Raw genomic sequence first — 15,448 nt, forward strand, 5'->3', positions numbered from 1 at the left:
CCAAGTCAATGACCGTTGTCCGAGGATGTTTTTTGGGCAATTAGCCAATGGCGTGCATTTCTTTGACGACAAATTCGTTTACTAAGTCGTCTGATAAGGCGATGTAAGCTTTGATATGCGTGCTTTCCATATGGTCATGCCAAACGTCGTAACCACTCCAACGCTCTAAAAACACAAAGGCCTGTGGGTCTTGATTATCCTGATGCAAGTCGTATTGCAAACAACCCACTTCGGCTCGAGTTGGCGCCACCAGGTCTACTAAAGCGTCTTTTAAGTTTTCCGCTTTGCCTGCTTTCGCCGTGATAGTTGCCACTAGGGTGAGTTCATTTTCCATTTTTCATTCTCCTATTACAGTACAAGACCGTTTTATAACATGTGGTTTTTCATTACCTAACAAGGACTTAATAGTCATCTATAAGCATACTTTTATCGTATAATGAATCGCCTGTTATGTCCTTAACCAAAAGAAGGAAGTACCGTGTTTTTTATCCGTCATTTGCGTTTTTATCGTCAGTTTACTGTGTCATTAGGCGTTTTATTACTCGCCCTATTGCCAATGCACAGTCAAGCCGCTAACGCAGACGCACCCCATAACAACCAGTCTACCAAGCCATACAAGGGCCGCGCCGTAGAGCAGATTTACAATACTTACTGTATTGCTTGCCACATGAGTGGCGTTGCAGGAGCGCCGCGTTTCGGCCATGCTGAAGACTGGCAGCCTCATGTTGATAAAGGCATAGAAGTTTTATTAGAACACGTCATCACAGGCTTTAAAGCCATGCCGCCAAGAGGGATTTGTTCTGATTGTAGCGACGAAGAGCTCTTACACACCATTCACTATATGATTGATCAAAGCCAATAACACTTTGCTGGTTATATTATTCTGGACTAAGAATTCAGCATGGCTTTTAACGCGGACAAAGACGCCTGACCACGCTCTTTTTTGGCGCTTTCCCCTTCGTCTCCACGCCCTTCCCAGACCAAATCTTCTTCTGGCAGTTCGTCCAAGAATCGGCTCGGCATACAGTCGATTTCTTCACCGTATTGGCGACGCTTGGCGGCGAGGGTGATACATAAGGTTTTTTTCGCGCGAGTGATGCCCACGTAGGCCAAACGACGTTCTTCTTCAATGTCGTCGTTTTCAATGCTATTTCTGTGGGGCAACAGCTCTTCTTCGCAGCCAATTAAAAAGACATGAGGGTACTCCAAGCCTTTAGAAGCATGAAGTGTCAGCAGCTGAACCTTATCTTCATCTTCCTCTTCTTCTTGGCGCTCTAGCATGTCGATCAGTAGCAGTTTACTTATCGCCTGATCCAAGCCAGCGTTTTCGTCTTCTTCCCACGCAGATTCCATCATGCGTTGGATAGAATCGAGCAAGAAGCGCACGTTTTCAATACGGCGATCACCGGCTTTATTGGACGACGTCTGTTCTTGAATCCAACCGTAATAATCCATATCGTGGATCATTTGCTCAATCACTGGCACGGGCGATGCCCCACTTTCTAAACGTTGACGCAGCGTTAACATCCAACGTTCAAAATCCTGTAGGCTTTTTAGCGAACGCCCTGTAATGCTTTCTTCTAACGCTTTATAACCGGCGGCTTCGAGCCGACTCACGCCACGTTCAGAGGCAAGGTTACCGACTTTTTCTAAGGTCGCTGGGCCGATTTCTCGACGTGGCACATTAACGATGCGCAAGAAAGCATTGTCATCTGACGGGTTCACCAAAAGGCGTAAATACCCCATTAAAACTTTGATTTCAGCGCGGGAGAAAAAAGACGTGCCGCCGTTCATTTTGTAGGGAATACGGTAAGCTTGCAGCTTGATTTCCAATAATCGTGCTTGGTGATTACCACGATATAAAATAGCAAAATCTCGATACGGGATCTCATGGCGTAAATGCCGAGACTGAATTTCCGCCGCGACGCGTTCGGATTCGGCGTCTTCGTTGCGCGTCACCATGATGCGAATCGGCTCTCCTTCTTCGTGATCACTCCACAAAGCTTTATCGTAAATATGCGGGTTATTAGCGATCAAGGTATTGGCGGCTTTTAGAATGATCTTGGTGGAGCGATAGTTTTGCTCCAGTTTGACCAGCTTTAAGTTGGGATAATCCACCGATAAGCGTTCTAGATTTTCTGGGCGCGCGCCACGCCATGCATAAATGGATTGGTCGTCGTCTCCTACCAAGGTAAAACAGCGACGAAAGCCCGCTAACAAACGAATCAATTCATACTGGCTGGCATTGGTGTCTTGGCACTCATCCACCAGCAAGTAGCGCACTTTTTTCTGCCAACGGTCGCGTAACTCTTCATCGGCCATTAATAAGCTAACTGGCAAAAGAATTAAATCGTCAAAATCCACCGCGTTATAAGCGCGTAAATATCGCTGATATTGCACATACACTTGCGCGGCTAGAAGGAATTCTTCTGTATCGGCATTGGTCATGGCTTCCTGTGGCGTGGTTAAGTCATTTTTCCAATTGGAAATGGTGTTCTGACAATAAGCCGCGGCGTCCATTTGACCGTTAAATTCTTTATCGAGAATTTCTTTCACTAAACTCAGTGAGTCTTGAGCATCAAATAAGGTGAAACCTTCTTTTAAACCCGCGCGACGGAATTCTTTGCGCAAAATACGCAAGCCTAAATTGTGAAAGGTTGAAATACTCAAGCCTCGGCTTTCTTGCTTTGACAGCATGCCCACAACACGCTCTTTCATTTCTCGCGCGGCCTTGTTGGTAAAGGTTACCGCAATAATGCTATTGGCTTTAAAACCACAAGTTTGAATCAAATAAGCAATTTTCGTCGTGATTACACTGGTTTTTCCGGAACCAGCCCCTGCCAACACCAGCAAAGGACCATCGATTTTTTTCACCGCATCTAACTGTCGCTCGTTCAGATTACGTAAACGTTGGGCTATGGAGGGTAACGGTTCGCTCATGGAAAACTCTGGCTCAGGCTATTAAAAATCAGCCACAAGTGTACCCGACAATAGACTTTCTCGCACTGAGAGAAAAAACCAACAGGCGAAAAAAAGGGATGCTCATAAGGCATCCCTTTGATTGACGCTAGCTAAGCATTTTATTTAGGCGTTTTTTCGCTGTCATTGTCCAAGACAGATCGACGACTCCAGTAACTCGCCAACAAGGAGCCTGAAATATTGTGCCAAACACTGAAAATCGTGCCAGGCAGAGCCGCCATTGGCGTAAAGAATTTCACCGCCAGCGCCGCCGCTAAACCTGAGTTCTGCAAACCGACTTCAAAAGCAATGGTACGACAGACCCGAGCATCAAACCCCAGCAAATAGGTTACCCAGTAACCTAAGGTCAAGCCAATCGCATTATGAAGAATCACCGCGGCCGCCACGATCAGACCCACTTGAACGATCTTAGACGCACTCAACGCCACCACAATGGCAATAATCAGCACAATGGCAAACATCGAAATATAGGGGAAAATCGGCTCAGCTTTGCGGACAAACTTTGAGAAGAAAGTGTTGATTAAAACACCCGCCGCCACAGGAAGAAGGACAATTTTAAACAAACTTATTAACATACCAGCGACGGGTACATCAACGCTTTGTCCTATCATTAACGATACTAAAAACGGCGTTAACACCACGCCAAGCAGAGTCGAAATCGCCGTCATAGAAATCGACAAGGCGGTATCGCCTTTGGCTAAATAACACATCACGTTTGATGATGTACCGCCCGCCACACTGCCAACCAGCAACATACCAACGGTTAATTCGGTATCAAAACCGAAGGCGAAAGCGACGCAAAACGCCGCAATCGGCATCACCAAAAATTGCAATAACACACCCACGCCCACCGCTTTGCGGTTCTTCAATACTTGCTTGAAGTCCGCAGGGCTTAAGGTTAACCCCATCGCCAACATAATGATGGTTAACAAGGGAACGATCTGAGCACTCAAGCCAGTGAATAAGCTCGGTTGAAAAAAGGCGACGCCCGAAAGCAATAAGGCCCAAAGGGGGAACAGCTGGATAACCATACGACAAGACTCCATTTATGTTGTCCGCTTGCGCCGCTAGTCACTCGACAAAAGCGGATCAACGACCACAATTCATTATTATTTACCCCAAAAATGGGAGCTGAATTGTAACCAAATGAAACCGGTTAAAATAGCGTTTATCTTTGCTTTTAACGTTATCGTTTAAGCTTCGCTGGCAAAGCCTTTCCTGCCGTTGTCATTTAAATCCGACCATTGAAAGCGTCCTTCCCACTCGGTTTCATAATGTTCTTCAGGAAAGTCATCCGGTGAGCGCCCTTGTTTAAAGTCTTGTGCGCATTGCTGTGCATAACGGCGGTTTTTTTCACAGCCCGGCGCCGCTGGAATGTACATGACATTGCCCCAGCCTTGTTGATGCTCAACGGGTTCGACGCCATGAATCAAGTCACAATGCCACCAAACGGAATCGCCTGCGTTCAGATCTGGGATTAAGGCTTTGGCACGCAATAACAAACTATGCCATTTTTCATCGACTGGCAGCACTCTTCTGGGCGACACACCACAAAGCTCGTCTTCTGGGACATCATCCAGTAATGGGCGAATCAATAAATAGGCCATCGCTGCAGGCAACGGAATGGTAAACAAGACACCTTGATCACGTTTGATGTCACACAAAGCGGTCCAGCCTTGAAAGGTACGAAAGGCCGAGCACTTAGTGGTCCCACCGACGTACTCATCAACCTCTGGGCGATAGGCCGCGTCCCAAGGATCGTATTGTTCATAATGCCCCGTTAAAAGGTGTCGAAATACCTTGTTATAAGCAGGCAGCAACCAACGTTCGAGCGCGCCAGAGTCCGTATGAGGCCCCAAACCGCCTGAGGTGGTACCTGGCGGGCGACGGCGAACTCGATCAGGATAAATGTAGCTCACGTTAGGATCAAACCATTGCTTACCCTCAGATTGCACTTTCCAGAAACCATTAAGGAAGGTTTGGACGGTATGCATACGCTCACTCTGACGCGCTTCCATCTGTGCTTTTGACCAATAAATGGGAAAAATTTCCGGCCTGGAAGCGCTCAAGGTGCCAAAGAAATCGTCTCCAGCGCCTCGGTATTGGTTGTCGAAATCGTTTTGCTCTACATACGTGACCAGTTCTTTATCCCAGGTTTTCGCCTGCGTGGCGGAAAAATGCTCGCGAACCACGACGCAACCGCGTTTTTTGATCTGTTCTCGCATGGCCTCGGTGAGCGTATTATGATGAATGTCATCAAAGGTCACCTCTGGCCATGCACTTCCACCCTCTGCTTGGGCACGTTCAATGTCTTCAATATCGGCTTCTAAATCCGCCATGATGCGCGCTATTAATGCGGGTACGTCACCAATTGAGGCGCGCCATGCCGATTTCATTTGGCGTATCGCCTGTGGGACATCATTTGGCAATTCAAAAGACGCCTGAATACGCTCGTTGGTTTTAGTTGTCATGAGACCTCCAATTAAATAAGTAAAGTTTCCTAACTTTATAAATCAGATTAATCTTCACTGACTTTTATGTAAAGTAAAATCTTTACCACGACCACAAGGATCGACCCAGTGCCAACGCCAATTGCTCATAAACCCAGCAGCCTCGCCATCAATACCGATCGAGCCTTTATTGGCTGCCTACTTGAGCACAAGGCACTTTCTAGGGCGGCCATCGCCAGCCTAACGGGCATCTCCAAACCCACAGTATCAGAATCGGCACAACGACTGCTTGCCCGCCAAGTGATCGTCGAATGCACCAGCAAAGACACTCAATCCTCAAAACGTCCATCCGTACTATACGAGCTAAATCGACAGCGTGGTGCCTCGCTGGCCATTGGGTTAGACGATGTTTCCACACAGCTGTGCTTATGGGATTTGCAAGGTAATGAACGCCTATCGCGCCACCTCCTTTACCCCGAGAAGCGATCGGCCGCAACCTATATTAAAGACTTACTAAACGCCATCCGCGAGCTAATTGAAACGGCCAAATTACCCTTGTTATCGATTGGCTTGTCGATTGCCGACCCGATCCACCCTAAAGACGGTACGGTCGTGAAAATGCCCAATTCTCCTTTTCCCGTGGCCCAAGAGATCGATTTCATCAAGCAACTGGAAACCGTTTTTCAATGCTCGGTGGTGATCGACAATGACGTAAACTGGGCAACCTTATCGGAACAAAAAACCAGCGAATTGAACAATTTTATCTATGTATTCCTTGGCCGTGGGATTGGTTGTGGTTTGTTTTTCGAACACACCTTGATACGCGGCCACAACGGCATGGCAGGGGAAATTGGCTATGTAACGTTACACACGGGTAAAACCCTACTGGAAGGCATTTATGACGACTCATTTTATGAAAATACGCTGAAACAACCGGCTCAAATTCCTTCATCACATATGTCACTGATTGCTCAAGCTATCCAGTCCACCGCGCAAATTACCCATCCAGAAGCCATTGTGCTGGGTGGCCCTTTGGCGAACAATCCGCTACTTCAGTCTTATATGGTCAAAGCCCTTGCACAGACATTGCCAAGCAGCGTCGTGTGTATGAGTCAGGCCCCAGACAATGCCCCCTTGTATGGCGCAGCCCAAGCGGCCCATGTGTTGATGCTCGTCTCGCTTGGAATCGTTAATGCAGAGGAAGGCTGCGCCCAATTTGGCTTTCATAAAATACACTTCGATCTACTGGATGATTAGCCCCTCTCCCCCTCAATAGAGGATGTCGCAAAACGACTTCCGTCGATCTTGTAGTCGTGCATTTATGCCGACAAAAAACTCGCCACGACAAATTTCGTCTTGTCGGGCTAAAGCCACGACCTACAAAACCCTATGTAAATGGCTAAATAACGTCACACGCCTGATCACGGCCGTACCTCCCTCATCCGGCCTACAAAACGTATCCAACCTTCGCTGACTACCTTCTGCGACACCCTCTCAATAACTAAGAGATAACCTCATCCAACAACAATAACTAATATAAGAACAATACCTAATATAAGAACAATACCTAACACAAGGGCATACCATGGCTCGATACTGAAAACGTCAGGACTGAAAATATTAAGACACTATGGATTTGAGTGTTTTTTCCATTTTCCGGTAGCTTAACGATTCCATTAAATGCGCTCGGGTGACGAGTGAGTCGTTGAGATCCGCCAAGGTGAGTGCCACTTTTAACACTCGATGATAGGCACGAGCGGAGAGTTTTAGTTTCTCCAAGGCTTGCTGCATAAATTGCTTGTCGTCGTCGCTTAACGCACATATACCTTCTAATTGACGACCACTTAACAAGGCGTTTTGCACACCTTGTCTTGCTCTTTGTCGTGCCACGGCTCTTTCCACGCGCTCCCGAACGCTGGCGCTGCACTCCCCTTCTTCCTGCGCATTGACTAACACATCAGACGGCAAAGGTGGCACTTCCACATGCAAGTCGATACGATCCAAAAACGGTGCTGAGAGTTTTTTGAGGTATTTTTGGCTGGCGCTGGATTGATAATAATCTTGTCCGCCATTATAGGCTTCGTTGCTGGCGTTCATTGCGGCAACCAGCTGAAAGCGCGCTGGAAAAGTGACTTGCCCGCGCGCACGGGAAATATGCACTTCGCCGTTTTCTAAGGGTTCACGCAGTACTTCTAATACCTTGCGGTCAAATTCAGGCAATTCATCCAGAAATAACACACCACAATGGGCCAACGAGGCTTCACCCGGCTTAGGAATGGAACCGCCACCAACTAACGCCGCCGCCGAACAAGAGTGGTGCGGCGACCGAAAAGGACGTTCAGACCAATACCAGTCGAGGCCCATTTTTCGCCCCGCTACCGATTGCACCGACGCCACCGCCAGCGCTTCGGCTTCTGTCATGGCGGGCATAATGCTAGGCAAACGGGATGCTAACATGGTTTTACCTGTGCCAGCCGGGCCAATAAATAGCAGGTTATGACCACCCGCAGCGGCGACTTCCAAGGCGCGCCTCGCTTGATATTGGCCTTTAACATCGCGCATGTCTTTATGGTCTAACGGCAAGGGCTCAGCGGGTTTTGACACACACGCTGGCAACTTACTTAAGTTTAGTAGATGAGCCGTGACTTGAGTAAGATGCTTGGCAAACACCGCGTCGCCTTCCACCAACGCCGCTTCTTGTTGGTTATCTTCGGGAAGAATCAATTGTCGGCTGGCATGATGACACGCAATCGCCGATGGCAATAAACCCGGCACCCCTCGAATATCGCCCGATAAGGCCAGCTCACCAATAAATTCCATATCGCGTAGATTCAATTCGCCCAGCTGTCCCGATGCGGCCAATACACTAATAGCAATGGCTAGGTCATAACGCCCACCTTCTTTGGGCAAATCCGCGGGCGCGAGGTTGATGGTGACTCTGCGGGTGGGAAATTCAAAATGACTGTTGATGATCGCGCTGCGTACGCGGTCTTTGGCTTCACGCACGGCGGCTTCAGGTAAACCGACGATATTTAAAGAAGGTAATCCGTTGGAGATGTGGGTTTCTACTGTCACTAAAGGGGAAGATACGCCAACACGGGCACGGCTGTAGATTGTGGCTAAACTCATAATCACTCCTTGATATGATCATTATTTCCGGTGAAAAGCGATCCAGCTCATCACAGGTTTCGTATATAAGACTCAATGTTTAATGAGATAACAAGATGGCTAGGCACCAAATCAACCCCAATAAGCTGCTTTTGTCCAAGTGGACATCCACCTCACCGCAACAAAAAGAAAAACATTTCATCGTCACTAAACTGATTAAAGACGAAGCTGGCATCGTCATAGAATGTCTTCTTGAAGCGGTGATCAACAAAAATCAGTATCAACTACCTTGGCAAACGCTGTCCTCGACTGAAAAATGGCAACAGGGCTGGAAATAAGCCCTTTATAAAAACCACTTAGTCGTTTTTCTCTAACGCATTCAGGCGCGCTTCTAATATCGCGAGTTTTTCACGGTATTTGGCCAACATAGCGGCTTGCACCTCAAACTCTTCACGGGTCACTAAATCCATTTTACTGAGTGTATTACGAGCGACATCGTGCAACTGCGCTTGAATTTCTTCCTTTGGCAGCTTGCCCAATGTTTCTGCCGCTTGCCCTAGGCCAGTACCAAGCTGTTTGATAAATTGATCTATCATGTGATTCCCATTTTTTGCATTCATAATGCTCAATAGTATAGAGGCCTATGTCAGGTGCAAACAAGTTCTGTACGCAGATCTTTGGCGAATGGCTTTGTATAGACGCAGTTTACAAACACAGCATGTCGTCTGACTGCCTATTTTTTGTGCATGAAATTGAAAACTGATCCATTTAATCATTACAAAACCGCTCGGCTGGGCATAAATCGCCCTCACCCCAGCGCAATTATTTTCTGATTTAAAGCAATGAGATAAAGGCCTTTAGATGAAATAGGCTGGGCTTTAAAGCGGAATACGCACCAATTAAATGCAACGTTTCGTCGTCACACCCCAATATGCCGCACGATATGAATTTATCGAGGGCTCTTTTTAATTTCAAAAAATCGACAAAATCCTTACAAAGCCCTTGTTCTATGGGCTAACCCATATGTGGCACGCATATTGAATAAGGCTAAGTACCTGCGATACGACAATAAAACTGACTTTTTAAGGAGACAGTGGGTATGAAGCTTATAACTGCCATCATCAAGCCATTTAAACTCGATGATGTTCGAGAAGCGCTTTCTGAAATCGGTGTTCAAGGTATCACCGTCACAGAAGTAAAAGGTTTCGGACGTCAAAAAGGCCACACAGAACTATACCGCGGCGCTGAATATGTCGTCGATTTTCTACCAAAAGTAAAAATCGAACTGGCCATTGCAGACGACATGACAGACCAAGTGGTTGAAGCCATTACAGGGGCGGCAAACACGGGCAAAATCGGCGACGGTAAGATCTTTATCGTCAACCTTGAACAAGCGGTTCGTATTCGTACCGGCGAGACAGGCGTCGAAGCGGTTTAATCACGGCTCGAATCATACAAGCCTTTAGGGGGGCGAAACATGCAAGATCAAATTTTTCACTTACAATATGCCATGGACACCTTTTACTTCTTGGTGTGTGGTGCACTGGTTATGTGGATGGCGGCGGGATTTGCCATGTTGGAAGCGGGTCTAGTACGCGCCAAAAACACCACGGAAATTCTTACTAAAAACGTGGCACTATTTGCTATTTCTTGCATCATGTATTTGGTGTGTGGTTACTCCATCATGTATGGCGGCACTTGGTTTCTCAGCGGTATTCAAGAGGTCGATGTGGCTTCTACTTTGACGGATTTTGCAGGTCGTGAAGGGGGCTTCGAAGGCGGTTCTATTTACGCTGGGGCGGCTGACTTCTTCTTCCAAGTGGTGTTCGTCGCGACGGCCATGTCTATCGTATCAGGCGCGGTTGCGGAACGCATGAAGCTATGGGCATTCCTAGTGTTTGCAGTGGTCATGACAGGTTTCATCTACCCAATGGAAGGCAACTGGACGTGGGGCGGCGGTTCTGTATTCGGTATATTTAGCCTTGGTGACTTAGGTTTCACTGACTTCGCTGGTTCCGGTATCGTCCATATGGCAGGTGCCTCTGCTGCATTAGCGGGTGTGTTGGTACTGGGCGCTCGTAAAGGCAAATACGGCCCTAACGGCGAAGTACGTGCCATTCCTGGCGCTAACTTACCACTGGCGACGCTGGGTACCTTTATCCTTTGGATGGGTTGGTTCGGTTTCAACGGTGGCTCGGTGCTAAAACTGGGCGACATCGGCAACGCAAACTCGGTGGCTATGGTGTTTTTGAATACTAACGCAGCCGCAGCGGGTGGTGCCATTGGTGCCTTGATTCTAGCTCGTATTCTGTTTGGCAAAGCGGATCTTACCATGCTTCTAAACGGCGCATTGGCTGGCTTGGTTGCCATCACCGCAGGCCCTGATACACCGTCTGCATTAGGTGCAACGCTTATCGGTCTAGTGGGTGGTTTGATTGTTGTGGTGTCTATTCTGACCCTAGACAAGCTTAAAATCGACGATCCAGTGGGCGCGATCTCTGTTCACGGTGTGGTCGGTCTTTGGGGCTTGTTAGCGGTACCATTAACAAACGACGGCACGACATTCGGCGGACAAATCGCGGGTGCGTTGACCATCTTCGTTTGGGTGTTCTTCACAAGCTTGGTGGTTTGGCTAGTGATTAAAGCCATCATGGGGGTTCGAGTAACGGAAGAAGAAGAATACGAAGGCGTTGATTTATCTGAATGCGGTATGGAAGCATACCCTGAATTCAGCAAAAATTAGTCGCACGTCGTAAACTCTCACTCGCTTTAATACAAGACCCTCGCCTCGGCGGGGGTTTTCTATTTCTATCGCCTATCTGCAAATGAGTTTTACGCCTTTCACCTACTTCCCTGCTCCGATACGCGTTATCATGGCTGATACATAAGACCGATTTATAGGGGCCAATATGCACGACGATTTACATTTAACCATTCGTAACCTTACCAATGATGATTACGATGAAATAAAAGTACTCATGGATAAGGTCTATCATGACATTGGTGGTTCATGGCCGAAACATACCATCCATCAATTGATCAAAGACTTCCCAGAAGGGCAAATTTGCTTAGAAGACCATGGCAAAATTGTTGGCCTCGCCCTCTCGGTTCAAGTCAGTTACCAGCGTTTTAGTAACCCACACACTTATGATGACTTGGTTGATCAGAAAGAAAATATTTTAAATGACGCCACCGGTGATGCCATGTATGGCTTAGACGCCCTAATCGCGCCTGAATACCGCGGCTATCGTCTTGGTCGTCGTCTTTACGAAGCCCGAAAAGAGCTGTGTCGTCAGCACAATTTGCGCGCCATTTTAGCCGGTGGCCGTATTCCTAATTACCACGAACATGCCCACGAAATGAGCGCGGCGGAATACTTAGAAGCGGTTCGTGAACGTAAAATTTATGACCCTATTTTAACCTTCCAATTGTCTAACGACTTCCAAGTCACGCGCTTGTTAAAACGCTACATGCCAGAAGATGAAAAATCGCAAGGTTACGCCACCTTATTGGAATGGAAAAACATCTTCTTCGAACCAGACACCAACGTCATTCGTTCGCGTAAAACCCAAGTGCGCATTGGTGCCATTCAGTGGCAAATGCGTGAAGTGGAAAGCGTTGACGAGCTATTAAAGCAAGTCGAATACTTTATCGACGCCGTGTCCGATTACAAAAGTGACTTTGTTTTATTCCCTGAATTTTTCAACGCCCCCCTAATTGGTTTAAGCCCAGACCAAAGCAATCAAACTGAGGCGATTCGCTTTTTGGCAAGCTTTACGGAACGCTTTATCAATGAAATGACACAATTCGCGGTCAGCTACAATATCAACGTGATTACGGGTTCTATGCCGGTGATTGAAGACGAGATTGTTTATAATGTCAGTTATTTGTGTCGTCGTGACGGCACGGTAGAAGAACAAAAGAAAATCCACATTACGCCCCACGAACGCCGTGACTGGGTTATCGAGGGTGGCAATGAACTGCGCGTGTTTAACACCGATGCCGGTCGAGTCGGCATCTTGATTTGTTATGACGTGGAATTCCCTGAATTAGGTCGATTACTGGCCGAGCAAGACATGGACATCTTGTTTGTGCCTTTCTGGACCGACACCAAAAATGGCTATTTACGCGTACGTCGTTGTGCTCAAGCCCGCGCCATTGAGAACGAATGTTATGTGGTGATTTGTGGTAGCTGTGGCAACTTGCCACAAGTGGAAAACCTAGACATTCAGTATGCGCAAAGCTCTGTTTTCTCGCCTTCAGACTTTTCTTATCCACACGATGCCGTGATGGCGGAAACCACGCCCAACACAGAAATGATCATGTTCTCAGATTTGGATCTGGATAAACTGAAACTGACTCGCAGCGAAGGGTCAGTCAACAATCTTAAAGATCGTCGCACCGACCTTTACTCAGTAAATTGGAAAAAACAAAAGTAAGGTCTAGCACGTGATAACATGGACGTTATTACACACTCCTATTTTAGGATCATAATGCAGACTTTAAAGGCGCTTTCTAGCGTCTTTTTAATGACACTAAAGCATGACTAAAGAGACTCTCATGGCCAAAGCAAAAACCGCTTTTGTATGCAATGAATGTGGCGCAGACTACGCCAAATGGCAAGGGCAATGCCAAGCCTGCAGCGCATGGAACTCCTTATCTGAAATCCGCCTGACAGCAGGAAAAACCTCTGCACGCGTCGCTGCGAACCAAGACCCTCGCTACCAAGGCTATGCTGGAGCCATCACTGGCATTCAGAATTTATCCGATATTGATTTAGGTGACGTACCTCGCTTTAGTTCTGGCGCAAATGAATTCGACCGCGTATTAGGCGGCGGGTTGGTGCCCGGTGGCGTGGTGTTAATAGGCGGCTCACCTGGCGCAGGGAAAAGCACCCTGTTACTGCAAACCATGTGCTGGCTCGCGCAACAACAAAGTGCGCTTTATGTCACCGGCGAAGAATCGCTTCAACAAGTGGCCATGCGCGCACTGCGCCTTGGCCTGCCGACGCAAAACCTAAAAATGCTGTCGGAAACCAATGTGGAAGCGATTTTAAACATCGCCCAGCAAGTCAAACCCAAGGTCATGGTGATCGACTCGATCCAAGTGATGCATTTGGACGGCGTAGAATCCGCACCCGGTAGCGTGTCACAAGTGCGAGAAAGCGCCGCCGTCTTAACCCGCTTTGCCAAGCAAACCCAAACTGCCGTCTTGCTGGTGGGTCATGTCACTAAAGACGGCACACTCGCTGGACCCAAAGTCCTTGAGCACATGGTGGATTGCTCTGTGCTACTCGAAGGCTCTGAAGACTCGCGTTTTCGTACTCTTCGCGGCATGAAAAACCGCTTTGGCGCCGTTAATGAGTTGGGCGTTTTTGCCATGCTCGAAAACGGCTTAAAAGAAGTGAAAAACCCTAGCTCTATTTTCTTAAACCGCAGTAAACATCCCGCGGCAGGCAGCCTAGTGATGGTGGTTTGGGAAGGCACACGACCATTATTGGTGGAGCTGCAGGCACTGGTTGATGATTCCGCCCTAGGCAACCCAAGGCGAGTGACCGTGGGCTTTGACCATAATCGCCTCGCCATGCTGTTGGCGGTTTTACACAAGCACGGCGGTCTACTGACATCCGACCAAGATGTGTATCTAAACGTAGTGGGCGGCGTGAAAGTATTGGAAACCAGCGCCGATCTCGCCGCCATCGCCGCGGTGGTGTCTAGCTTCCGTGATCGAGTCTTGCCCCATGATTTGGTGGTGCTGGGGGAAGTCGGTTTGTCTGGTGAAATTCGCCCGGTGCCGTCAGGACAAGAACGCATCAGCGAAGCCGCTAAACATGGCTTTACCAGAGCCGTAGTGCCCAAAGCCAACTGCCCGAAAAAACCCATTGAAGGCATGAAGGTGATTGGGGTTGAACGTTTATCAGAAGCGCTTGATGCGATTTTTGAGCATTGATAGTTAAAAATCAAAAAGATCGGCGATTGGTTCGTCTTCCATGCCGTATGGCAGCGCCTTAGCGGAGTCGGCTGCCAATCGATCTTGTCGGGCTTTTAATAGCCGAGCCCGACGCAGTTTGCATAAATCAAGCACATGATGACGCGCTTCATCCGATAAAGAAAACCAGTGAAAGCGCTCTTCTCGACTGCGCAGGCATCCCTTGCAAAAGCCTTTTTTACTGTTTTCACACACGCCTCGACAGGGGCTTTCTATGGTAAACAGTTCTATTTGTTCCATACCCCCTCCCGCTTTACAGCTTATTCTGTGGCAAGTTGAAAGTCATAGACCTCTTCTGGTGACAGAAAATACACTCGGTCCGCTGGCGCCGCGTCTAAAGAAAACCAATAAAAGCTTTCAGGAACGCCCATTTCCAGATAAAAATTCACATAGACTGCGTGCACTGGATCTGTCTTATTGAGATTGATGGCTTTCAGTCTAGTCCCGTCTGACCAAGTATGTACGCCCACACCAGCACCTGCACCAATGCTGCGTTCAACGCCACCTAAAAATAGATCGACACCACCAGAAAGCACATAACCGGTCGATGCAATGTGAGTATTCAAACCAAGCCGACGAATCAGACGTGCGCCTTCCATTGTGGCTTGCTGGTCAACGGACCCTGGCACATCCACCAATATCAAATCGGTTACATTCGGGTATTTACGCACCAAACCACTCAATTGCTCAACAAGATCGCGGCCCAACACACCGGATAAATAAGCAGAATTGCCATCCATTTCGATAGTCAGTTGTCCTTCAACCTGAGTACGTTTAGCCGCGTCAAACGGCGCAGCGCAACCCGCCAACGCTGTCACCGACAACATCACCAATAACGACGGAAACCATTTCACCGCCGTTAAAGGGAAAAACTTGATCGCCATAGAAGATCCAACTTAAATTAAAAACACGCTTAGATTACG

At 47.8% G+C, this 15,448-nt stretch carries 15 protein-coding genes; 7 read left to right on the top strand and 8 right to left on the bottom strand.

What is annotated here, in order from left to right:
• Positions 1 to 40 precede the first annotated feature (40 nt).
• Positions 41 to 334 (bottom strand): putative quinol monooxygenase, encoded by a 294-nt coding sequence (locus J8N69_RS04255; protein WP_168826811.1) that lies wholly within the window; start codon positions 332 to 334, stop codon positions 41 to 43.
• A gap of 144 nt (positions 335 to 478) precedes the next feature.
• On the opposite strand from J8N69_RS04255, the gene J8N69_RS04260 reads away from it, so the two are divergent.
• Positions 479 to 862 carry a c-type cytochrome gene (locus J8N69_RS04260; protein WP_227803974.1) on the top strand — a complete coding sequence of 128 codons (384 nt, stop codon included), beginning with the start codon at positions 479 to 481 and terminating at the stop codon, positions 860 to 862.
• Between the two features lie 26 nt (positions 863 to 888).
• Here J8N69_RS04260 and rep read toward each other — a convergent pair whose 3' ends face one another.
• The 3 genes from rep to J8N69_RS04275 form a co-directional block, all read right to left on the bottom strand.
• The gene (rep, locus tag J8N69_RS04265) at positions 889 to 2,940 is read right to left on the bottom strand and encodes a DNA helicase Rep (protein WP_168826809.1); all 2,052 of its coding nucleotides are present in this window, start codon (positions 2,938 to 2,940) and stop codon (positions 889 to 891) included.
• A 140-nt stretch (positions 2,941 to 3,080) separates the two neighbouring features.
• Complete coding sequence (locus J8N69_RS04270; protein WP_211085157.1) at positions 3,081 to 4,010, bottom strand: bile acid:sodium symporter family protein; 930 nt, start codon at positions 4,008 to 4,010, stop codon at positions 3,081 to 3,083.
• Between the two features lie 162 nt (positions 4,011 to 4,172).
• Positions 4,173 to 5,450, bottom strand: coding sequence for a YbiU family protein (locus tag J8N69_RS04275; protein WP_168826805.1), 1,278 nt, complete (start codon positions 5,448 to 5,450; stop codon positions 4,173 to 4,175).
• 108 nt (positions 5,451 to 5,558) lie between these two features.
• Here J8N69_RS04275 and J8N69_RS04280 point away from each other — a divergent pair, with 108 nt between their 5' ends.
• Entirely contained in the window at positions 5,559 to 6,686 is a 1,128-nt protein-coding gene (locus tag J8N69_RS04280; protein ID WP_168826803.1) for an ROK family transcriptional regulator, read from the top strand.
• Between the two features lie 363 nt (positions 6,687 to 7,049).
• On the opposite strand, the gene J8N69_RS04285 is transcribed toward J8N69_RS04280, so the two are convergent.
• Positions 7,050 to 8,558: a YifB family Mg chelatase-like AAA ATPase gene (locus tag J8N69_RS04285; protein ID WP_168826801.1), complete on the bottom strand. Its 1,509-nt coding sequence runs from the start codon at positions 8,556 to 8,558 to the stop codon at positions 7,050 to 7,052.
• Positions 8,559 to 8,653: 95 nt separating this feature from the next.
• Here J8N69_RS04285 and J8N69_RS04290 point away from each other — a divergent pair, with 95 nt between their 5' ends.
• A complete protein-coding gene (locus J8N69_RS04290; protein WP_168826799.1) occupies positions 8,654 to 8,875 on the top strand; it encodes a TIGR02450 family Trp-rich protein in 222 nt (73 codons plus the stop codon).
• An 18-nt stretch (positions 8,876 to 8,893) separates the two neighbouring features.
• Here J8N69_RS04290 and J8N69_RS04295 read toward each other — a convergent pair whose 3' ends face one another.
• Positions 8,894 to 9,133 (bottom strand): accessory factor UbiK family protein, encoded by a 240-nt coding sequence (locus tag J8N69_RS04295; protein ID WP_168826797.1) that lies wholly within the window; start codon positions 9,131 to 9,133, stop codon positions 8,894 to 8,896.
• Between the two features lie 503 nt (positions 9,134 to 9,636).
• Here J8N69_RS04295 and glnK point away from each other — a divergent pair.
• The 4 genes from glnK (at position 9,637) to radA (ending at position 14,486) form a co-directional block, all read left to right on the top strand.
• The gene (gene glnK / locus J8N69_RS04300) at positions 9,637 to 9,975 is read left to right on the top strand and encodes a P-II family nitrogen regulator (RefSeq protein WP_024023270.1); all 339 of its coding nucleotides are present in this window, start codon (positions 9,637 to 9,639) and stop codon (positions 9,973 to 9,975) included.
• A gap of 39 nt (positions 9,976 to 10,014) precedes the next feature.
• Complete coding sequence (locus J8N69_RS04305; RefSeq protein WP_168826795.1) at positions 10,015 to 11,280, top strand: ammonium transporter; 1,266 nt, start codon at positions 10,015 to 10,017, stop codon at positions 11,278 to 11,280.
• A 166-nt stretch (positions 11,281 to 11,446) separates the two neighbouring features.
• Positions 11,447 to 12,976: a carbon-nitrogen hydrolase family protein gene (locus J8N69_RS04310; protein WP_168826793.1), complete on the top strand. Its 1,530-nt coding sequence runs from the start codon at positions 11,447 to 11,449 to the stop codon at positions 12,974 to 12,976.
• A gap of 121 nt (positions 12,977 to 13,097) precedes the next feature.
• Complete coding sequence (gene radA / locus J8N69_RS04315) at positions 13,098 to 14,486, top strand: DNA repair protein RadA (RefSeq protein WP_168826791.1); 1,389 nt, start codon at positions 13,098 to 13,100, stop codon at positions 14,484 to 14,486.
• A 3-nt stretch (positions 14,487 to 14,489) separates the two neighbouring features.
• Here the strand turns inward: radA and J8N69_RS04320 are convergent, their stop codons facing one another.
• Complete coding sequence (locus tag J8N69_RS04320; RefSeq protein ID WP_168826789.1) at positions 14,490 to 14,765, bottom strand: DUF1289 domain-containing protein; 276 nt, start codon at positions 14,763 to 14,765, stop codon at positions 14,490 to 14,492.
• A 20-nt stretch (positions 14,766 to 14,785) separates the two neighbouring features.
• Positions 14,786 to 15,409 carry a COG3904 family protein gene (locus tag J8N69_RS04325; RefSeq protein ID WP_168826788.1) on the bottom strand — a complete coding sequence of 208 codons (624 nt, stop codon included), beginning with the start codon at positions 15,407 to 15,409 and terminating at the stop codon, positions 14,786 to 14,788.
• Positions 15,410 to 15,448 lie beyond the last annotated feature (39 nt).

It is taken from the genome of Marinomonas profundi, from assembly GCF_020694005.1.
Classification (GTDB): domain Bacteria; phylum Pseudomonadota; class Gammaproteobacteria; order Pseudomonadales; family Marinomonadaceae; genus Marinomonas; species Marinomonas profundi.